Below are 20,040 nucleotides of genomic sequence, written 5' to 3'. Positions count from 1 at the left end.
TCGGGGCTTTATTCATGATCGACCGCTGCTTGAGAATCAGCAACACCTGATGATCAAGGAGTTGAAAAACCATGCCCAAATCCATTGTGGCTGCCCTGCAGATCGGTTCGTTGCCTGGCGGCAAGGGCGAGACCCTGGCACAGATCCTTTCCTACGAAGAGGCCATTCGCGAGGCTGGCGCGCGCCTGGTGGTGATGCCTGAAGCGCTGTTGGGTGGCTATCCCAAGGGCGAAGCGTTCGGGACTCAACTGGGTTACCGGTTGCCGGAGGGGCGCGAGGCGTTTGCCCGCTATTTTGCCAATGCCATTGACGTGCCCGGCGTTGAAACCGAAGCGCTGGCCGGGCTGTCGGCGCGTACGGGGGCGAGCCTGGTGCTGGGCGTCATCGAGCGTGTCGGCAGCACCCTGTACTGCACCGCGCTGTATTTCGAACCCGAGGCGGGCCTGGTGGCCCGGCACCGCAAGTTGATGCCGACCGGCACCGAGCGGCTGATCTGGGGCAAGGGCGATGGGTCGACCTTGCCCGTGATCGACAGCCAGGTCGGCCGGGTCGGCGCGGCGGTGTGCTGGGAAAACATGATGCCGTTGCTGCGCACCGCGATGTACGCCAAAGGGGTGGACGTCTGGTGTGCGCCAACGGTGGATGAGCGGGAGATGTGGCAGGTGACCATGCGCCATATCGCCCACGAAGGTCGCTGTTTTGTGGTCAGTGCCTGCCAGGTCCAGGCCTCTCCGCAGGCCCTGGGTATCGAGGTCGCGCACTGGCCGGCCGAGCGGCCGCTGATTGCCGGAGGCAGCGTGATTGTCGGGCCCATGGGCGATGTACTCGCCGGGCCGCTGAAGGACCGCGCTGGGCTACTGACTGCCGAAATCGACACCGATGAGCTGGTGCGGGCGCGCTACGACTATGACGTGGTGGGGCATTACGCCAGGCCGGACGTGTTCGAGTTGGTGGTGGACGAGCGCGCCAAGCCCGGCGTGCGTTTCACCGCCTGATCACCAGTTGGCGGCGGAGCCCGGCAGGTCGAGGGTTCCGCGGTCGACGAAGCGTAGGGTGCCGAATACGCCGCCGGCGAGCTTGCCCTTGAGCACATAGGGCAGGTTGTCCAGGCTTTGGGTCTGGCTCAGGCCCAAGGTCTGGCGTAACACCGAAAACGCCGAAATGCTCACCGGGACACTGAGGATCGCCTCGGAAAAGCGCGGGATCGAACCGCTCTGGTCACTGACCCCCGTTGCCAGCGTACGGTCGTTGACCTCCAGGTCCAGCGCCACGCCGTTGTAGTCGATGGCGGTTTCGTTGGGGTTCTGCACGCGTAGTTTCACGGCGAAACGCACCTCCAGGCCCTGGTTGGGCAAGGGTTCGATGCCGACCACGTTGATGTTCAGCGGATCACGGTGGGGGAAGAGGGCGCAGGCGCTCAGGCTGAGGAGGAGCAGGAAAAGGGACAAGCCGAGGATTCTGCGCATGGACAAGCTCTCAAAGAATGAAAAAAACCGGCGGTGATTGAGCACGATACCCCACAGGGGCCCCACGGCAACCAACGAACCTTTGACGAGGGCGCTTTTGTGGCGAGGGAGCTTGCTCCCGCTCGGTTGCGCAGCAACCGCAAAAGCTTGGGGCCGCTGCGCCCGAAGCGTCGGACCGGCCCAGCGGGAGCAAGCTCCCTCGCCACAAAAGCTCATGCCGCATGGATTCATGCGACGTGGATGGAGGGCTCCTGACAGTTTCTGACACCAGCCTCTGCTAATCTGCGTCAACTTTTTTCTTCTGGATAGTCCATCGTGTCGCGTACCTCTCGGTTGCTCACTTTGCTGCAAGTCTTGCGGGGCAAGCGTTGCCCGGTCACCGCTGCGACATTGGCGGGCGAACTGAACGTTTCCGAGCGCACCTTGTACCGCGACATCGCTGAACTCACCGCCCTTGGTGCGCCGATCCAGGGCGAAGCGGGCATCGGTTATGTCTTGCGCAGCGGCCTGTTCCTGCCGCCACTGATGTTCACTGCCGATGAGATCGAGGCCATTGTGCTGGGCTTGCGCTACGTCGATCAGCGCGCCGACGAGGTGTTGGGCAAGGCAGCCGCCGACGCCCTGGCGAAGGTCGCTGCAGTGCTGGCCCCCGATGTGCGAGACGCCTTGCGCAACCCCACGGTACTGCCCGGCCCACCGGGCTATGGCTATCCGCAGAACACGGTGGAACTGAATGTGTACCGCCAGGCCATTCGCGCCCAGGCCAAGCTGCACATCGATTACGCCGACGTGAACAAGACCCCGAGCCAACGCTTGATCTGGCCGCTGGCCCTGGGCTTTTTCAATGAGGCGCGGGTGGTGGTGGCCTGGTGCGAATTGCGTGGCGCCTATCGGACTTTTCGCACCGACCGGATTGCCTCTGCCACCGAGCAGGGCGAGCGCTATCCGGGCCGACGCAGCGACTTGCTGCGCGACTGGTTTGCGCTGATGAAGCTGGACGAAACCGGGCGGTTCACTCCTGACAAAAACTGACACAACGCTGTTCTAGCATGGTGCCAGATCGATAAAACAAGGAGCCGTACCATGTCCAATCCCGTCTCTTCCCTGGCCCCGGCCATCGCCGGCTACATTGCGGCCGCCAATGCCCGTGACAGTTCGGCGGTGACGCGTTTCTTCGCCGAGGATGCCAACGTGTTCGATGAAGGCCAGCACCGTGTTGGCGCCCAGGCCATCGCCCAATGGATGGAAGACACTGCCCGACGCTTCCAGCCACGTGTGGAAGTCCTCAATGTGCAGCAACGTACTGGCAAGGTGCTGGTGCAAAACCTGATCTCCGGGACATTCCCCGGCAGCCCGCTGGAGTTGCGCTACACTTTCCGGCTCGATGAGCAGGGCAAGATCAGCCGGTTGGATATCTCAATCTAAGTTCTGCACCCAGGTCTGTGGGAGCAAGGTCTGTGGGAGCAAGGCTTGCCCGCGATAGTCGCGCCGCGGTCCAACAGCCAAACCGCGTTATCGTTCATCGCGGGCAAGCCTTGCTCCCACAGGGCATGCTTCCACAAAACCTTGCTCCCACAGATAAACCCCACGCAACAGTTCTACGCAGAGTTCCTGCAGTCGCCTGTCATGGCATACTCCCCACCTTCGTTTTCCGGACCCGGGCCGTATGACTTTCGACTCCCCCTTGAGTGCCTGGCAGCATGCCATCGAGCACCACGGCTTCGTCCAGGACGAGGCCCAGGAACTGGCCATCATGACACTGGAGCAATGCCACAAGGCGTTGCACGAAGGTCGCAAGTCGATCAAGGGCGTCTATCTCTGGGGCCCGGTGGGACGTGGCAAGACCTGGTTGATGGACCGCTTTTATGAAAGCCTCAAGGTGCCGGCCCGTCGACAACACTTCCACCATTTCATGGCGTGGGTGCATCAGCGTTCGTTCCAGCTCACAGGCACACCGGATCCTTTGCAGGCCCTGGCCCGGGAGTTGAGCGCTGAAGTTCGGGTGCTGTGTTTCGACGAACTGTTTGTCAACGACATTGGCGATGCAATCATCCTCGGGCGCCTGTTCCAGGTGATGTTCGAGCTGGGCTTGGTAATGGTCTGCACCTCCAACCTGCCGCCGGAGGAACTCTATGCCAACGGCCACAACCGTGAGCGTTTCCTGCCGACCATCACCGCGATCAATCGATATATGCAGGTCGTGCCGGTGAACGGCTGGCAAGACCATCGCCAGCACCCAGGCCAATTACAGCAGCGTTATTGGCTGCGCGATCCCGGGCAACCGGATCCGCTGGGTGACGTCTTCAACCAGTTGACCACCGGGCAAGCGTCGAGCAGTGCGCCGATCGAGGTCGGTCATCGCCTGCTTGAACCGGTCCAGGCCAGCGACAGCGTGCTCTGGAGCCGTTACTCCGATCTGTGCGAGCAACCGTTCTCGGCGTTGGATTTCATGGCGCTGTGCGACCGCTTCAGCGTCATCCTGCTCAGTGATGTACCGTGCCTGAGCGCCGAACAACGCGAAGGGCGCATTGCCCGTGGCACCGAAGACGGTGTCGAACGGGTCGAGGCCGGTGATCGCGAATTGCCGCAGTTGTCGATCCATGACGATGGCGTACGGCGCTTCATCGCCCTGGTCGACGAATGTTATGACCGCAAGGTGCCGTTGTGCCTTTCGGCCCAGGTGCCGATGGATGAGTTGTATACCGAGGGCTATCTGCAATTCCCGTTTCGCCGTACCCTCAGCCGCCTCCAGGAAATGCAAATGCAACGTTTTGGTCAGCGAGCCTGACCTGTATCCCGCCGACGGCTTCGAGCCAGCGGCACTAACGAAATGAGATGGAAGGTCATGGAAGAAGCCAAGGGCATCCTTGTACTGCAAGCCAGCTACACCAACCCGGTTCACGCCGAAGCGATCTGTCATGTGCTCAATGGCTATGCGCAGGACCCGATGGGCGGAGGACATCCATTGCCGGCAGAGGTGCTGCTGCATCTGCCCGAGGAACTGGCCAAGCGCCCCCATGCCTTCAGCGTGCTGGCTTTCGTCAACGGCGAACCGGCGGGGCTGGTCAATTGTTTCGAAGGTTTTTCGACCTTTGCCTGCCGGCCACTGGTGAACATCCACGACGTGGCGGTGATGAAGGATTTTCGTGGGCTCGGGCTGAGCCAGAGGATGCTGCAGAAGGTCGAGGACATCGCCCGCCAGCGTGGTTGCTGCAAGATTACCCTGGAAGTGCTCGAGGGCAATGCCGTGGCCCAGGCCAGCTATGCCAAGTTCGGCTTTGCCGCCGGCATGTTCGACCCGGCCCACGGGCCTATGGAGTTCTGGATCAAGCCCCTGTAAAAGCGGGCTTCTGATGGGTTTCGGTTATTTCTGCACGACTGCGGCCGCCGGTGCCTTGGGCTGCATCAGGCTGAAGTCGATCAGGGCCTTGCGTGGGGTTTGATAGGGGTCGCCAATCAACAGCGGGCGCGCCTTGAAGTCCGCGCTGACCAGGCTCTTGCTGTGGTCCAGCTCATCAAAACTCAAGCCTGCCAAGTCTGCCCAGGTGTGAATCAGGTGCGAGCTGCTGTAGGGGCGCGACAGGTCGCCGGCAAAGTTCCAGTCATGGCTTTCGCGCCACTTGGGCGAGGCCCAGGCCATGAAGGGGATGGTGTACATCGGCGCGGTCGGCTTGCCTTCGTTACGGCCCAGTGTGCCGTGGCCTGGCGAGTCGAACACGTCTTCACCGTGGTCCGACAGGTACAGCAGGAAGCCGTTGGGGTCGGTCTTGGCGTAGTCCTTGATCAGGCTGGACACGACGAAGTCGTTGTACAGCACCGCGTTATCGTAGCTGTTGTAGGTCGGGACCTGATCGTCACGCAGGCCCGCCGGTACGCCTTGGCGGTCGGTGAACTTGTTGAAGGTCGGCGGATACCGGTACTGGTAGCTCATGTGGGTGCCGAGCAGATGCACCACGATCAGCTTGCGCGGGGCGCTGTCGGCCAGGGCTTTGTTGAACGGCTCGATCACATCACCATCGTACTGCGCGGCATTCTGGTTGCGGTTGTTGTTCAGGTACACCTGCTCGTCGGCCTGTTGGGAAAAGGTCGTGAGCATGGTGTTGCGCTTGGTCATGGTCTGCTGGTTGGTGATCCAGAAGGTCTTGTAGCCGGCCTGTTTCATCATGCTCACCAGCGACGGGGTGCTCAGGTACAGGTCTGGACTCTCCTCGTCGGCGAACGTCAGCACCTGCTGCAGGGCTTCGATGGTGTAGGGGCGCGGGGTGACGACGTTGTCGAACACCGACAGCTGGCCCTTGAGCTTGTCCAGCTCAGGCGTGGTTTCCCGCGGGTAACCGTAGAGGCTCATGCGCTGGCGGTTGGTGGATTCGCCGATCACCAGCACCAGGGTGGCCGGCTGCTCTGCCGTGGCATCCTTGAGGTTGCTCAGGGGTGGGATCTTGCTGGCGCTGTGGAGCATGCCTTGCATGTTCTCCAGCTGTTCACCGTAGCGACGATAGGCCACGAGCATTTGCCATGGCACGGCTGGCTCGATGCGATCTTCGAATTTCTCCAGGCCACCGGCAAAGCTGCCGGTACGCTGGGTCTGCTTGATCAGCGGATAACCAACCACGGCCAAGACAATGGCGACTGCTGCGACCATGGCCCGGCCCCGGGGCAGGTACACCGGGCGCAGGCGGGTCCAGAGCCAATAGCCGACTGCGGTGTGGGCCAGGAACGCCGCTACCATCCACCAGGCAAAATACTGTGTCAGGTACTCGCCGGCTTCAGACACGTTCGATTCGAACATGATGAAGATGACGCTCTGGGAAAATTCTTGCTGGTAAATGAAGAAGTAGCCCAGGCTAGCCATGGAGCAGGCCCACAGCACCACGCCGATCAAGGCGGCGAGCACGCGCGTGCGGGCGGGGAAGAGCAGCAGGGGCGCCAGCCACACCGCGCTCATCACGAACGCTTGGCGAAAACCGGTGAAGCCGGAGGTGTCGCTCAACAGAATGAGCAGTTGGGTGATGCCAGAGAAGTACCAGAAGAACAGAAACAGCCAGCCAAGCCCGGCCCAGTCGAAACCTTTCGCAGTCGTTTTGCTGCGTTTGAACAAACTCATCAAGCGCTCCAGCCTTTGTCGACGAAGCTGTCGGCACCGGATTGGTGACCGCAGGCATACGCCGAGCAACCCTAAAGGCGGGGAGTATTGCGAGCCGGTTGTGAAAAGTTTGTGAGTTTTTCGGATATAAATCGGTGACCGGGGTGCGAGCGCACCTTGGGTGAGGGATTTATTTGTGGGAGCAAGGCTTGCCCGCGATGCAGGCGATGCAGTCTTTCAGGGACCGGGGTGCCTGTTTCGCGAGCAAGCTTTGCTCCCACAGCCCAGCGGGGACAAATCTCCTCGCCACAAACACACATGGCGGACTCGCATGGAAATGACACCGGTTTGGCCAGTGTCACTTCCTGGCGCTGTGCTTCTGGGGCGGTTACCGAGCCAGGGACTGGCTCTGGTGGGGCAGCTGTGCGTATTGCAACTGCATGCGCAACTGCGTCACTTCATCAAGCAGTAGATCGCGTTCTTCCTTGAGTAGGCGCAATTCATCGCGACGAATGGTCACATAAAGGGTTTGAGGAGGACGTGCGGTAACGACAGGGCCCATTGCTCACCTCGCAAATGGCGTACATCAACTATAGAGATGTCGCCAGTATTTGGTCGACACCTCTACTATCGGCGCCGATTCTGATTTCTTTTGCTTGTGATTGGAACTTTTTTATTTTTCATGGTCGCTGTGCCTTCGGCCGGATCTTGAGCGTTATCCCTTGTGATCGCTCGAATTACCCGGAAACTATGCAGCAATGCTCTGGACTAACCTCCATTAGTCGATAGTGTTAAATCTTTGACACACCTTTATTTGTAGTAGGGAGCATCAGAACATGCAACTCGGGATCATTGGACTGGGCCGCATGGGCGGCAATATTGCGCGGCGCCTGATGCTCAATGGGCACACCACCGTCGTCTATGACCGCAATGCCGCTTTTGTCGAAAACCTGCGCCAGGAAGGCGCCACGGGCGTCGCGGACCTGCCAGCACTGGTCGCCGGCCTGGAGACACCACGGGCGGTCTGGGTCATGCTGCCGGCCGGCGCACCCACCGAAGACACCATCAACGTCCTCAGCGAACTGTTGGAGCCGGGCGATGTGATCATTGACGGCGGTAACACGTACTACAAGGACGACATTCGTCGCGCCCAGGCCCTGTCGGAAAAAGGCCTGAGCTACATCGATGTTGGCACCTCCGGTGGCGTTTGGGGCCTGGAGCGCGGTTATTGCATGATGATTGGCGGTGATGCCGAAGTGGTAAAGCGCCTGGACCCGCTGTTCGACAGCCTGGCGCCGGGTATGGGCGACATCCCGCGCACCCGTGATCGCAAATCCGACGATGACCGCGCCGAACGTGGCTACATCCACGCGGGCCCGGCCGGTTCGGGGCATTTCGTGAAGATGATCCACAACGGCATCGAATACGGAATGATGCAGGCCTTCGCCGAGGGCTTTGACATCCTCAAGACCAAATCCAGCGAAAGCCTGCCAGCGGAGCAGCGCTTCGACCTGAACGTGGCTGATATCGCCGAAGTCTGGCGTCGCGGCAGCGTGGTGTCATCCTGGTTGCTGGACTTGACCGCCGACGCGCTGGCCAGCGATCCGAAACTGGACGGCTTTTCCGGCGAAGTCGCCGACAGCGGTGAAGGGCGCTGGACCATCGAGGCCGCCATCGAGCAAGCGGTGCCGGTTCCGGTCCTGTCCAGTTCGTTGTTTGCCCGTTTCCGCTCGCGCCAGCAAAGCACGTACGGTGACAAAATGCTCTCGGCCATGCGCTTCGGTTTTGGCGGTCACGTGGAGACGCCGAAAAAATGACCTCGATCGGCAGCAAATCCAAGGCAGAACCCGCGCCGCCGACCACGTTGTTTCTGTTCGGCGCCCATGGCGATCTGGTCAAGCGTCTGCTGATGCCGGCGCTTTACCACCTCAGTCGCGACGGTCTGCTGGGCGATGGGCTGCGCATCATCGGGGTTGACCACAACGCCATCAGCGATGTGGATTTTGCCAAGAAACTCGAGGACTTCATCCGTAACGAAGCGGCGAGCAAGGGCGGCGACGCCGACCGGGCGCTCGATCCGGTGCTGTGGGCCAAGCTGGCCAAGGGCATCAGCTACGTCCAGGGTGATTTCCTCGATGAGAGCACCTACCAGGCGCTGGCGGCGAAAATCGCCGCCAGCGGCACCGGCAACGCGGTTTTCTACCTGGCGACCGCGCCGCGCTTTTTCAGTGAAGTGGTCAGCCGCCTCGGTGCGGCAGGGCTGCTTCAGGAGCAGGAGGGGGCCTTCCGGCGGGTGGTGATCGAAAAGCCGTTCGGCTCCGATCTGCACACCGCCGAAGCGCTGAACGCTTGCCTGCTCAAGGTCATGAGCGAGAAGCAGATCTATCGCATCGACCATTACCTGGGCAAGGAAACGGTGCAGAACATTCTGGTCAGCCGTTTCTCCAACAGCCTGTTCGAGGCGTTCTGGAACAACCACTACATCGACCACGTACAAATCACCGCCGCCGAAACGGTCGGCGTGGAAACCCGCGGCAGTTTTTATGAACACACCGGCGCCCTGCGGGACATGGTGCCCAATCATCTTTTCCAACTGCTGGCGATGGTGGCCATGGAGCCGCCAGCGGCGTTTGGTGCTGACGCCGTGCGTGGGGAAAAGGCCAAGGTCGTCGGGGCGATCCGGCCCTGGTCGGTGGAGCAGGCCCGGGCCAACTCGGTCCGCGGCCAGTACACTGCCGGTGAAGTCGGCGGCAAGGCGGTAAACGGTTATCGCCAGGAGGCCAACGTGGCGCCCGACAGCAGCACCGAGACCTACGTCGCCCTCAAGGTCATGATCGACAACTGGCGGTGGGTTGGCGTGCCGTTCTACCTGCGTACCGGCAAGCGCATGAGCGTGCGGGACACGGAGATCGTCATCTGCTTCAAGCCCGCGCCTTACGCGCAGTTTCGCGACACCGAAGTCGACGAACTGCAACCTACGTACCTGAGAATCCAGATCCAGCCCAATGAAGGCATGTGGTTCGACCTGCTGGCCAAGCGGCCGGGGCCGGCACTCGACATGGCCAATATCGAATTGGGATTTGCCTACAAGGATTTCTTCGAAATGCAGCCATCCACGGGTTACGAAACCCTGATCTACGATTGCCTGACCGGTGACCAGACGCTGTTCCAGCGCGCTGACAACATCGAAAACGGCTGGCGCGCCGTGCAGCCATTCCTCGATGCCTGGCAGCAGGACGCGGCATTCCAGCCCTACAAGGCCGGTGAAGATGGCCCGGCGGCCGCCGATGAATTGCTTACCCGCGACAGTCGCGTCTGGCATGGCCTCGGATGAATGATCTGGTGAAGCCCCCCATCCGTTTCCTGCTCAGCGACATGGACGGCACATTGCTGCTGCCTGATCACAGTCTCAACCAGCGCACCGTCGAGGCGGTTCGCTCATTGCGCGAAGCCGGTGTGCTGTTCAGCCTCGCCACCGGGCGACCGCCGCGGGCCATGCTGCAGCAGATCGAGGCCCTGGGTGTCGACCTGCCCACGGCGGCGTTCAATGGCGGCACGCTGGTTCATCCCGATGGCAGCTTTCTTGCCGTCCACTACCTGCCACCCGAGGCGGCGCTGGCCACACTGGCCCTGTACGCCGATCAGCCCGGCATCGAAGTCTGGGTATTTGCCGATGGCGACTGGCTGGTGCGCGACGCCAACGGTCCGATGGTGCCGGTGGAGACGCGTGGCCTGGGTTACCCACCGGTAGAAGTCGAGAGTTTCGAGCCGTACCTGGAGCGGATTGACAAGATCGTCGCCACCAGCGCCAACACCGACCTGCTGGTGGAGCTGGAGGCGCGGCTGCATCCGCTGCTCAAGGGCCAGGCCCAGGTGTCGCGCTCGCAACCGATCTACCTGGATGTGACGGCCATGAAGGCGAACAAAGGAGAAGCGCTGTCGACCCTGGCGGCCTTCCTCGATGTGCCGCTGGAGCAGACAGCGGCCATGGGCGACGGTGGCAACGACCCGGCGATGTTCCACCGCGCGGGATTGTCGATTGCCATGGGGCAGGCGGAGGAGGCGATCCGGCGTCAAGCGGATGTCGTGACCGCCACCGTTATCGACGACGGCGCAGCGCTGGCGATCGAACGCTACATCTTGCCGCGATAAGCTTTGGCCCTTTGTGGCGAGGGAGCTTGCTCCCGCTGGGCCTGTAGGAGCTGACGAGCGAAGCGAGGCTGCGATCTTTCCCCTGCTACTTGAGTCTCAAGCGAAAGATCAAAAGATCGCAGGCTTCGCCAGCTCCTACACCCCAGCGGCAGCAAGCTCCCCCGCCACAGGTTTTCCTTCAGCTCAGCAATATTTCTACAACCAGTAAGTCACCGCATACCAGCCCAAGCCACCCATCACCACGGTGTAGGGAAGTGCCATCCAGACCATCCGGCCATAGGACAGGCGAATCAGCGGGGCGATCGCCGAGGTCAGCAGGAACAGGAATGCAGCCTGGCCGTTGGGTGTGGCGACGCTCGGCAGGTTGGTGCCGGTGTTGATGGCCACCGCCAGGGTCTCGAACTGTTCGCGGCTCATGTGGCCGGAGACGAAGGCCTGCTTCACCTCGGTAATGTAGATGGTTGCCACGAACACGTTGTCGCTGATGGCCGAGAGCAGGCCATTGGCAATGAACAGCATGCCGGGCTGCCGGTCGGCGGGCAGGCCCAGCACCCACTGGATCAGCGGCGTAAACAACTGCTGGTCGTGAATGACCGCCACCACCGCAAAGAACACCACCAACAGCGACGTGAACGGCATGGCGTCCTTGAACGCATTGCCAAGCCTGTGCTCGTCGGTGATGCCGGTGAAGGCGGTAATCAATACGATGACCATCAGGCCGATCAGGCCGACTTCGGCAATGTGCAGGGCCAGGCCCACGATCAGGATCAGCGCGGCAATACCCTGGACGATCAGGGCGGCGCGTTGGCGTGAGGTGCGTTCACGATTGTCCTGCTCGGCGTAGTCGGCCAGCACGGCACGTACGTTGTCCGGTAGCAGCGTGCCGTAACCGAACCAGCGCAGCTTTTCCAGGGCTACGCAGGTCACCAGCCCGGCCGCCAGCACTGGCAGCGACACCGGCGCGACTTTCAGGAAAAAATCGACAAAATGCCAGTCCATTTCATGGCCGATCAGCAGGTTCTGTGGTTCGCCTACCAGGGTGCAGACGCCGCCCAGCGCCGTGCCTACGGCGCCATGCATGAGCAGGCTGCGTAGAAACGCCCGAAACTGATTGAGATCTTCATGATGACTCGAAGGCAGATCGTGGTCTTCATCGACATTGCTGTCCTGGCGCGGATCGTTGCCCGACGCCACACGGTGATACACCGCATAGAAGCCCACCGCGGCGCTGATGATCACCGCGGTGACGGTCAAGGCATCGAGGAAGGCCGACAGGAACGCCGAGAGAAAGCAGAACATCAAGGCCAGCAGCGCCTTGGAGCGCACGCCCAGGAGCAGGCGCGAGAACAGGAACAGCAGCAGATCCTTCATGAAATAGATCCCTGCCACCATGAACATCAGCAGCAGGATGACCGGGAAGTTATGCAGCAGTTCGTCGTACAGCGCCTTGGGCGTGGTCATGCCCAGCACCAGGGCTTCGACCAGCAACAGGCCGCCAGGCATCAGCGGGTAGCATTTAAGGGCCATGGCGAGGGTGAAGATGAACTCCACCACCAGCATCCAGCCGGCAACGACCGGGCCGAGGGTCCATAGCACTACGGCATTGAGGATCAGGAACGTGATGATGCACGCCTTGTACCAGCGTGGGGAATGCCCCAGAAAATTGTGCGCGAAAGCCTGAGCCATTGAACCGGACATCGGCTGCTCCTTTTAATTAGAAGCGCGCAACTTGCCGTAAGAAATGAGGAATATCAAGCGTAAGAATAAATACCGTTCACCCGCGAAATCCGACTCAGGCCCAATACCGCGCAACCACCGCTCGATAATGCCCCTGGAGCGAATAACCGCCCACCAGGATTCTTCCATCAGCCTGCATGGCCAGGGTGGTGGCGGTGTCCAGGCTGTAGCCGAGTCGAGTGCGAACCCAGCCTTTGCCTTGGCCGAAATCCGGGTCGAGGCTGGCATCTGGCAGATGTCGGGCAAGTACGAAATCGGCCTCGATACCGCCGATCGTGGCACCGGCGGTCACCAGTTTTCCGTCCGCTTGAAGCTGGGCGGCGGTCCACTGACTGGCATTGCGCCCGATCGCCATGAGTTGGCACTGACCCTGGTTGCAATGACGGTCCGGCTTGCCGTCGGGGCGCACTTTCAGGGACAGGCTATGCATCGGATCACGGCTGCTGCCGAACACCTGCAGATCACCGCTCGCATCCTGAACGATTTGGCTGACCATCACGCTGTGCCCCTGGGCCAGGATGGACAGGAAGCCGTTTTCGCCGAAGCTGTCATCGAGTTTGCCGCTGCTGTCATAACGGGCAATCAAGCCATGCTGGGGCAAGTCGATGGCGCCGCCGACGACAATATGGCCGTCAGCCTGGAGCTGCAGGCAGCCGAGCCAGGTATTTTTCAACAAGCGCCGGACCATCACGAAACCACGACCGTTGAACGAGGTATCCAATGCCCCGTCGGGCAAGAGCCGGATCAGTACGCCGACATGATCGGACAATTGATAGTGGTGGTTGGCGAGCACAAGGATCCGGCCATCGGCCTGCACTTGCATGTCGCAAGCCTCAAGTCCCGGCACGCCGGGCGGTAGCCAGGGGTCGCGCAGGCCTTGGGAGAGATTGCCGCAAAGCCTGATGACGTGCCGGCCGGCATTGCCGAAGCTTTCAACGGCGCGGCCTTGCTGGTCGAACAGCGCCAGGGCGGGAAGGGTGTGGTCGTTGCTTTCGTAGTGCAGGCCGGACAGCAGGATATGCCCATCGGGCAACACGATCACCTTGCCCGCTGTCGCTTCGAAACCGTGTTCAAACGCGCCGATCACGTAGCCGCGGGTGCCGAAGTCCGGGTCGATCTCACCGTCGTGGTTGAGTCGCGCCAGCCCGAACCGACTGCCGTGGGCCGTCTCGATCCTGGCTGCTACCAGGATTTGTCCGGCGTGATCGAGGGTCAGCCCGGTGGTCAGGCTCGAGGTACTGCCTTCGAAATGAACCCAGGCTTTGCCGTTGGTGGCAAAGCCTGGGTCAAGTTGCCCGGCGTGGGCCATGGCCCTGGGGGACACAAACGCGAACTGATCGAGCATGCCTGCCTCTCCTTGCGTGTCGAGCGGCCCGGAAGGGCGACGACTGCATGAGGGCAACATTCAATCCCTGAACGTGACAATGCACAACTGTCATGTTCTACGGATAAGGCGGCGATTCGTGCCATAACGATGGCTTTACAACCCAGAGCCAAGCCTGCAATCGATAGCAGGCTTTATCGATGGTTATTCAGGCATCGACCAGGATTGCAATGTGTAGCCTTCCTGGCTCAGTTCGGCCCGGGCCTGTTTCAACAGATCGGCCAGTTGGACCGGGTCGGTATAGGCGCTGCTTGGAATTTGAGTGCGGCCAATATGTGCATTGGTGCGGTCGATGACGGTCAGGCTAAGTTCACCGTTACCGTCTTGTGGAGCCCAGGCCACGCATTGGAAAGGACGGAATGCGCGGTCGGCAATCAAAAGAGCTTCGTTGATACGGAGCGGGGCGTTCATGGCGTTTTCTCTTAAGTGTGCCCAAACAAATGATGTGCCGTCGGTTGGGCGTACCGTGCGGCTGGTTACTTGTACTGATGTCCCGAACCCGCAGGCGGGTCACACATTATTTAAATAAATTTCGATTTTCTTTCAGACCAGGCTTTTGGGCTTTTGTTTGAAAGCACCCTGAAACAAACAGGCCTGAGATAACTAACGAAACGCCTGCTTATAACCAGTTTGGAGCAATCTCGATAATCAATTGATACAAGGGCGCGTCAACTTCTTGCTACTGTTACATGCAGGTCTGCCAAACGACTGTTTCTAATCATATTTCCTTATTTTGACGCCAAGGATCAGTCATGATCGAAGCCAGTACGTCACGTCGTCTGCTCGTGGTTGATCCCTGCGATGACTGTCATCGCCTGTTGCCAGGTCTGCGCACCATTGGCTGGGATGTGGACAGTTGCTCCCTCGAACACGCCAGCGATCGGACGTGTGACGTCGGCCTTTTGCGCTTGCAGCCTTTTCATCTGGAGCGCCCGGAAGCGGTCAAGGAGTTGATCAGCCGTAGCGGCACCGAATGGATCGCCGTGCTCAACCAGGAAGTGTTGCGCCTGCAAAACGTCGGTGATTTTGTCTGCGAATGGTTTTTCGATTTCCATACCTTGCCCTTCGACGTGTCCAGGGTCCAGGTGACACTGGGCCGGGCGTTTGGCATGGCGCGCCTGCGGGGGCAGGGTTCGATCCACATCGATCAGCCCGAACATGAACTGCTGGGCGACAGCAGGCCGATTCGCGAACTGCGCAAATTGTTGAGCAAGTTGGCGCCCGCCGAGTCGCCGGTGTTGATTCGGGGGGAGAGCGGTACCGGCAAGGAACTGGTGGCGCGCACCCTGCATTGTCAGTCTCACCGGCGCAACAAGCCGTTCATCGCCATCAACTGCGGCGCGATCCCGGAGCACCTGATCCAGTCCGAGTTGTTCGGGCATGAGAAGGGCGCGTTCACCGGGGCTCACCAACGCAAGATCGGGCGGATCGAGGCGGCCCACGGTGGCACGTTGTTTCTCGATGAAATCGGCGACCTGCCGTTGGAGCTACAGGCCAACCTGCTGCGGTTCCTGCAGGAAAAACACATTGAGCGGGTCGGTGGCAGCCAGCCGATCGCGGTCGATGTGCGGGTCTTGGCGGCCACCCATGTGGACCTTGAGGCGGCCATCGAGCAAAAGCGTTTTCGCGAGGATCTCTACTACCGCCTGAACGTGCTGCAAGTGGCGATGGCGCCCTTGCGTGAACGCCATGGTGACCTGGCGATGCTGGCCAGCCACTTTTCCCATTTCTACAGCCAGGAAACCGGTCGCCGTCCCCGCAGCTTCAGCGACGATGCATTGGTGGCGATGGGTATGCATGACTGGCCCGGCAATGTGCGGGAACTGGCCAACCGCGTCCGTCGCGGTCTGGTGTTGGCCGAAGGGCGACAAATCGAAGCCCGGGACCTCGGCCTGGCCAGCCACCAGGGCGTCGCGGCACCGATGGGTACGCTGGAGGACTACAAGACCCGCGCCGAACGCCAGGCCCTGAGCGATGTACTCAACCGTCACAGCGACAACCTGAGCGTGGCTGCCAGGGTGCTGGGCGTGTCCCGGCCGACGTTCTATCGCCTGCTGCACAAGCATCAGATCCGCTGACTCAAGCCTGCACAAACACCTTTGTGGGAGCGAGCTTGCTCGCGATGGCGGTCTTTCATTCAGTATCAATGCTGACTGAAAGGGCCTTATCGCGAGCAAGCTCGCTCCCACAGGGGTTGTGCAGTGCCCTTGGGATATGTGTCCATCACATATCCCAAGGGGGGTCAGAAGTAGTACGGGAATTTCAGGCTAAAGGTGAAATCCGGCGCATCGTCGGTCAGCCCGATGGACAGGTTGGGCACGATGGTCAGGTTGTCGGACGCGGCGACGGTCATGCCGATGTTGAAATAGCCGGCGTTGGCGTCGCTGGAGACCACCGATTCCCAGTCGCCGCCGTCCTGTTTGAGCTTGCTTTTCTTTTGGATCAGGTCAGAGACCGAGAACGACATGCTCATCTTCTCGTTCAAGGCAAAGGCGATGCCCGCGCCGAGTTGGAAGCTGTCGCCGATCTGCACCTTGCCCGGCACCTTCTGGTTGACTGTGGAACTGATGTCATCGAACGATTCTTCGAAGTTATGGGTGTAGGAGAGGGTGCCGAACAGCACCGCCGGGTCGAAGGTCTTGACCAGCGAAAGCCCGGGCGTGATCGACCATACGCCGTTGCCGGTGGGCAGGTCGTCAGGCACGAACAGATTGGTGTTGGCCTGGGATTGGCGCAGCTTGATACCGAACGGGTCCTTGCCGGTGGGAGCCTTGACTCGCAGGGTGACCACCGCGTCCGGGGAGTCGATCGACTCATCCATGAACTTGTAGGCGATGCCGAAGTTGACGTCGCCGATGGTGGGATCGCGGGTCACGGTTTCTTCGCTGGTGACGCCGGCTGCGCCGTTGTTTGCGCCGCCTGACTGATAGGTGGACTCGCGGTAGACCACCGGGACGTTGAGGTCGAACTGCCAGCGGTTGTCGAAGTTATAACGGCCGGTGAGGTCCAGCGTCCAGGTGTCGGCCTTGATCCGGTCGAGGTTGATGTTGCCCAGGAAAATCGAATCCAGGGCCAGGAAACCATTGAGGATCAGTTGCCGCGTGTCGTAGCGCGAATAGGTCACGCCGGTCTCGAAACTGAATTTGCCGCCGCCGAAGAAGCCGCTGGCCTCGTCATAGAGGTTGGAGACGCTCTGGGCCGGCTGGGAATCATCGGCCAGGGATTGCCCGTAGCCGCTGCCGCCAGCCGTTGTCGCAGCACCGCCGGCCACGGTCTGGTTGCCTTTCATGTCGGCCGGGGATTTGGCCAGGCGCTTGGGCGGTGGCGCGGCGGGTTGATCCTCCACCTGGCGAACCCGCTGTTCAAGCACCGCCAGGGCCCTTTGCTGGACCTCGTATCGTTGCTTGAGCTCAAGAAGTTCCTGTTTCAGGGCCTCGATGTCCGCATCCGGGGCCGCGTGCAACACGGCCGCCGGGAACAACGTGCTTAAACACATCACAGCGCGCAACGATACGGATCGATACATGAAATATGCCGTCCTTATTTGCCCATTGATCGGCGATCAACGTTGATCAATGTAGATCAATATCCGAGGTTTCGAAGACCACGTAACTGAGTCAGGTTGCAGTCCAATGCCCCGGCGCTGGGGCCGTTATTGTTCAGCACCACATTGAGCTGCGTCATGTTGTTGACCAGGTTGCTGTTGCCCAGCAGGCGGGTGTTTTGCAGCAAACCGCCTTGAGCCACTTGTTGCAGGGTGCTGCCCTGGTTGTGGCTGGCCTGGATCGCCATTTGCACGCCGCTGCCGGTGGCGGTGACCGCGACACTGCCGGCGGCGTTGCTGCCGCTGATGGTCTGGCCCTTGGTCAGCAACTGGCCTTGGGAAGGCGCGAGCGCCGGTGCCTGGTTGCTCTCTTTTACGTTGATGTTGACGTTGTTGTAGGCCGTGTTGCCGTCGCCGGCGGCGCGTACGCTCTGGGTCACCCCCTGGCCCGTGCCAAGGCCTGCGCCACCGGTAATGTTGCCGCTGCCCTGTTCGGGGGGGCTGCCGTTGCCGGCCTGCTTGATGGTGGAGACATAGAACTCGGGTTTGACGGTGGCGGCCTGGATCTGCATGGCGCTGGAGGCGCCGATCAAGTCGCCGCTGGCGTTGCGCCAGGTACTGCTCATGACGATGCCGAAACTGATGACTCGGCCGGGCATGACATAACGACCGCGCAGCTCGGCAAGCTCCTGGTCCTTGACTTCGATGGGTTTGAAGCCGGCATGGGCATAGCCCGAGGCAGTCGCGAGCAGGCAGGCCAGCGACAGCCAGTGTGAGGTTTTCATGTGCTGCTCCCGGAGCGTCCTGCTCCTTTTTGTACTTATTGTTGGCAGTTGGTCGGCGATTAAAAAAAGTCGCTCTGGATGAAGCCGAAATCCATCAGTTCCGCATCCCTGACCGGGTTGAAACCGTCTAGCTTGTTACGTGCGGTCAGTGGTTGCGGAGGGCTGCGTAGCGCATTGGTCTTGTCATAGCCTGGGCCAACGATCGCAAAGACGATGCCGTTCCAGCCTTTGACGAACTCATCATGGGCGTAGCGCTTGTGGCCCAGCACCGGGTCGCCGATGTAGACCCATTGCTTGTCGGCCCGCTGCAAGACCACGAAGTGCTTGTAGCCGCGTATCTCCATCAGGACCACCACCGGGATCGTCACCGCTTCGAGTTTCTCTGGCGGTATCCGGTAGCCTCGGGCACGCATGCCGATGGCTTCCACGTAGCGTTTCATGTCCAGCATGGAAAACCCTTGGGTGCGAACCAGATTCTGGTCGGCATTGACCAACATGCCTTTGATGACGTGCTCTTCATCGACATCCAGCCAATAAGCCTGGCGCAGCACCGTGGCCAGCGCGGCGGCGCCGCAACTGAAATCGGTTTTCTGCTCGACAATGTCGCTGAATTTGCGTTCGCGTACGCTTTGCACCGGTTTGTAGACCAGCATGCCGCCAGGCAGGGCGGCGACCGGCATCTGCGCTGCTTCGGCCACGCAGGCCAGGCAGAGCAGCAGGGAAACGGCAGTGACACGCATGATCAATACGCCTAGTGGGCATCCAGGAAAAAGCCCCCTGTGGGAGCGAGCTTGCTCGCGATAGCCGCGTGTCAGGCAACACAAAGGTCACTGATCCAATGCCATCGCGAGCAAGCTCGCTCCCACAGTGGTACTTTTTTACATGCAAGCCTTGCAGCCGGCAGCGATGGACAGCGAGTTGCTCTGCTGGTTGCCCACGCCTGCCGACACGTTGGCGCCGCCGTTACCGGAGAAGCCGTTCATGGAGTTGGTCATGGTGGCGTTGTTGATCACAGGGTTTTTCCAACCGTCGCGGGTCAGCACCTGCTGGGTGTTGCTGCCGGCCAGCTCGAAGGTCCCCACGGCGGAGAACTTGAACTTGTCGTCATCGTGACCGCCGCCATAGCCGCCGCCTTTGTTGTCCCAGCCGCCGTGATCGTTGTCTTCGGCGGTACCGGTACCTTTGGCCTTGAACGTGCCGGAGGCGCTGTAGGTGCTGGTGAGGGTGTCGGTCTTGTAGGTCCGCACGCCTTTGTTGTCGACCACAAGCCCGGTGGAGGACTGGTCAGCCGCGGCAGAGGCCTGTGCGACACGGCCCCCGGATACGGCGATGGCCAGGTTGTTTTTCTGTTGGTTGAAGTTCCCGGCGGTCACGTTGATGCCGATGTTGCCGGAGCCATTGTTGCCTGCATTGGTGAGCGAGGCGTTGTTTTGCGTCGAGTTGTTCTTGACGTAGTTGTTGTTATTGACCTGCGTGGCGCTGGAGGCGGCGACAGCCGAGCCGAAGATGAAGCTTTCGTCGGCGGTGGCCAGGGCGGCGGCGTTGTCTTGCTGGTTGCCGTCGCCGCCGGCAATGTTGGCGCCCATGTTGCCGTTGCTGCCATTGAGCGAGTCAGTGGCTTCAGCGGTGTTTCTGGTGGCCTGGTTGGTCACCACGTTGCCGTCGCTGTTCTGCTCATCCAGCACCGTAGCCCCAGCGCCGGCACTGATGGAGAGCAATTGATCCAGCGTCGGCCCTTGCTGATGGCCATTGCCGTGACCGTGACCATTGCCATGGCCATTATTGTTGTCGTTTCCTCCAGCCTGTGCAGCCATTGTCATGACCGCGGCGAGAGCGAAAACCAATGGTTTGATTGCCATTGTAGGTTTCATGGTGTTTCTCCTTGCGTG

19 protein-coding genes are annotated in these 20,040 nt (G+C 60.8%); 9 read left to right on the top strand and 10 right to left on the bottom strand.

Annotation, left to right across the window (positions count from 1 at the left end):
* The first annotated feature begins 71 nt into the window (after nucleotides 1-71).
* Nucleotides 72-995 carry a carbon-nitrogen hydrolase family protein gene (locus AB4Z20_RS13150; RefSeq protein ID WP_442090053.1) on the top strand — a complete coding sequence of 308 codons (924 nt, stop codon included), beginning with the start codon at nucleotides 72-74 and terminating at the stop codon, nucleotides 993-995.
* On the opposite strand, the gene AB4Z20_RS13145 is transcribed toward AB4Z20_RS13150, so the two are convergent.
* On the bottom strand, nucleotides 996-1,466 hold the full coding sequence (locus AB4Z20_RS13145; protein ID WP_253475307.1) for an LEA type 2 family protein: 471 nt from the start codon (nucleotides 1,464-1,466) through the stop codon (nucleotides 996-998). It lies immediately after the preceding gene.
* Between the two features lie 315 nt (nucleotides 1,467-1,781).
* Between AB4Z20_RS13145 and AB4Z20_RS13140 the strand changes: the two genes are divergently transcribed.
* The 4 genes from AB4Z20_RS13140 (at nucleotide 1,782) to AB4Z20_RS13125 (ending at nucleotide 4,806) form a co-directional block, all read left to right on the top strand.
* Nucleotides 1,782-2,498 carry a helix-turn-helix transcriptional regulator gene (locus AB4Z20_RS13140; RefSeq protein ID WP_003202404.1) on the top strand — a complete coding sequence of 239 codons (717 nt, stop codon included), beginning with the start codon at nucleotides 1,782-1,784 and terminating at the stop codon, nucleotides 2,496-2,498.
* Nucleotides 2,499-2,549: 51 nt separating this feature from the next.
* Complete coding sequence (locus tag AB4Z20_RS13135) at nucleotides 2,550-2,891, top strand: nuclear transport factor 2 family protein (RefSeq protein ID WP_442090052.1); 342 nt, start codon at nucleotides 2,550-2,552, stop codon at nucleotides 2,889-2,891.
* 241 nt (nucleotides 2,892-3,132) lie between these two features.
* Nucleotides 3,133-4,254 carry a cell division protein ZapE gene (gene zapE, locus AB4Z20_RS13130; protein ID WP_253475304.1) on the top strand — a complete coding sequence of 374 codons (1,122 nt, stop codon included), beginning with the start codon at nucleotides 3,133-3,135 and terminating at the stop codon, nucleotides 4,252-4,254.
* 57 nt (nucleotides 4,255-4,311) lie between these two features.
* Nucleotides 4,312-4,806, top strand: a complete 495-nt coding sequence (locus AB4Z20_RS13125; RefSeq protein WP_253475301.1) for a GNAT family N-acetyltransferase — start codon at nucleotides 4,312-4,314, stop codon at nucleotides 4,804-4,806.
* 24 nt (nucleotides 4,807-4,830) lie between these two features.
* On the opposite strand, the gene AB4Z20_RS13120 is transcribed toward AB4Z20_RS13125, so the two are convergent.
* Together AB4Z20_RS13120 and AB4Z20_RS13115 are read right to left on the bottom strand one after the other, a co-directional pair.
* Nucleotides 4,831-6,570 (bottom strand): phosphoethanolamine transferase CptA, encoded by a 1,740-nt coding sequence (locus tag AB4Z20_RS13120; protein ID WP_253475298.1) that lies wholly within the window; start codon nucleotides 6,568-6,570, stop codon nucleotides 4,831-4,833.
* 367 nt (nucleotides 6,571-6,937) lie between these two features.
* Nucleotides 6,938-7,111, bottom strand: a complete 174-nt coding sequence (locus AB4Z20_RS13115; protein ID WP_170845969.1) for a DUF6026 family protein — start codon at nucleotides 7,109-7,111, stop codon at nucleotides 6,938-6,940.
* Between the two features lie 250 nt (nucleotides 7,112-7,361).
* Here AB4Z20_RS13115 and gnd point away from each other — a divergent pair, with 250 nt between their 5' ends.
* The 3 genes from gnd to AB4Z20_RS13100 are packed head-to-tail and all read left to right on the top strand — an operon-like array spanning nucleotide 7,362 to nucleotide 10,701.
* A complete protein-coding gene (gnd, locus tag AB4Z20_RS13110; protein WP_442090063.1) occupies nucleotides 7,362-8,366 on the top strand; it encodes a phosphogluconate dehydrogenase (NAD(+)-dependent, decarboxylating) in 1,005 nt (334 codons plus the stop codon).
* Complete coding sequence (zwf, locus tag AB4Z20_RS13105; RefSeq protein ID WP_092142803.1) at nucleotides 8,363-9,883, top strand: glucose-6-phosphate dehydrogenase; 1,521 nt, start codon at nucleotides 8,363-8,365, stop codon at nucleotides 9,881-9,883. Before gnd ends, zwf begins: the two co-directional genes overlap by 4 nt.
* A complete protein-coding gene (locus tag AB4Z20_RS13100; RefSeq protein WP_253475292.1) occupies nucleotides 9,880-10,701 on the top strand; it encodes an HAD family hydrolase in 822 nt (273 codons plus the stop codon). The genes zwf and AB4Z20_RS13100 overlap by 4 nt, the downstream gene beginning before the upstream one ends.
* A gap of 195 nt (nucleotides 10,702-10,896) precedes the next feature.
* Here AB4Z20_RS13100 and nhaB read toward each other — a convergent pair whose 3' ends face one another.
* The 3 genes from nhaB to AB4Z20_RS13085 all read right to left on the bottom strand — a co-directional run bounded on the left by nhaB (nucleotide 10,897) and on the right by AB4Z20_RS13085 (nucleotide 14,233).
* On the bottom strand, nucleotides 10,897-12,399 hold the full coding sequence (gene nhaB, locus AB4Z20_RS13095; protein WP_253475289.1) for a sodium/proton antiporter NhaB: 1,503 nt from the start codon (nucleotides 12,397-12,399) through the stop codon (nucleotides 10,897-10,899).
* 94 nt (nucleotides 12,400-12,493) lie between these two features.
* Complete coding sequence (locus AB4Z20_RS13090; RefSeq protein WP_253475269.1) at nucleotides 12,494-13,783, bottom strand: hypothetical protein; 1,290 nt, start codon at nucleotides 13,781-13,783, stop codon at nucleotides 12,494-12,496.
* Nucleotides 13,784-13,966: 183 nt separating this feature from the next.
* The gene (locus tag AB4Z20_RS13085) at nucleotides 13,967-14,233 is read right to left on the bottom strand and encodes a hypothetical protein (protein WP_214510229.1); all 267 of its coding nucleotides are present in this window, start codon (nucleotides 14,231-14,233) and stop codon (nucleotides 13,967-13,969) included.
* A 341-nt stretch (nucleotides 14,234-14,574) separates the two neighbouring features.
* Between AB4Z20_RS13085 and AB4Z20_RS13080 the strand changes: the two genes are divergently transcribed.
* Nucleotides 14,575-15,900 carry a sigma-54 dependent transcriptional regulator gene (locus AB4Z20_RS13080; RefSeq protein WP_214510230.1) on the top strand — a complete coding sequence of 442 codons (1,326 nt, stop codon included), beginning with the start codon at nucleotides 14,575-14,577 and terminating at the stop codon, nucleotides 15,898-15,900.
* Nucleotides 15,901-16,064: 164 nt separating this feature from the next.
* Here the strand turns inward: AB4Z20_RS13080 and AB4Z20_RS13075 are convergent, their stop codons facing one another.
* The 4 genes from AB4Z20_RS13075 to AB4Z20_RS13060 form a co-directional block, all read right to left on the bottom strand.
* Nucleotides 16,065-17,348 (bottom strand): autotransporter domain-containing protein, encoded by a 1,284-nt coding sequence (locus tag AB4Z20_RS13075; RefSeq protein ID WP_214510231.1) that lies wholly within the window; start codon nucleotides 17,346-17,348, stop codon nucleotides 16,065-16,067.
* Nucleotides 17,349-17,404: 56 nt separating this feature from the next.
* Nucleotides 17,405-18,151 carry a hypothetical protein gene (locus tag AB4Z20_RS13070; protein WP_320388717.1) on the bottom strand — a complete coding sequence of 249 codons (747 nt, stop codon included), beginning with the start codon at nucleotides 18,149-18,151 and terminating at the stop codon, nucleotides 17,405-17,407.
* 59 nt (nucleotides 18,152-18,210) lie between these two features.
* Nucleotides 18,211-18,891: a C39 family peptidase gene (locus tag AB4Z20_RS13065; protein ID WP_253475263.1), complete on the bottom strand. Its 681-nt coding sequence runs from the start codon at nucleotides 18,889-18,891 to the stop codon at nucleotides 18,211-18,213.
* Between the two features lie 138 nt (nucleotides 18,892-19,029).
* A complete protein-coding gene (locus AB4Z20_RS13060; protein ID WP_214510234.1) occupies nucleotides 19,030-20,022 on the bottom strand; it encodes a heme utilization protein in 993 nt (330 codons plus the stop codon).
* Nucleotides 20,023-20,040: the final 18 nt, after the last annotated feature.

The sequence above is a fragment of the Pseudomonas sp. KB_12 genome (genome assembly GCF_052114545.1).
GTDB lineage: Bacteria > Pseudomonadota > Gammaproteobacteria > Pseudomonadales > Pseudomonadaceae > Aquipseudomonas > Aquipseudomonas brassicacearum.
The sequence above is the reverse complement of the archived record's forward strand: the minus strand, read 5'-3'. Positions and strand labels throughout refer to the sequence as shown.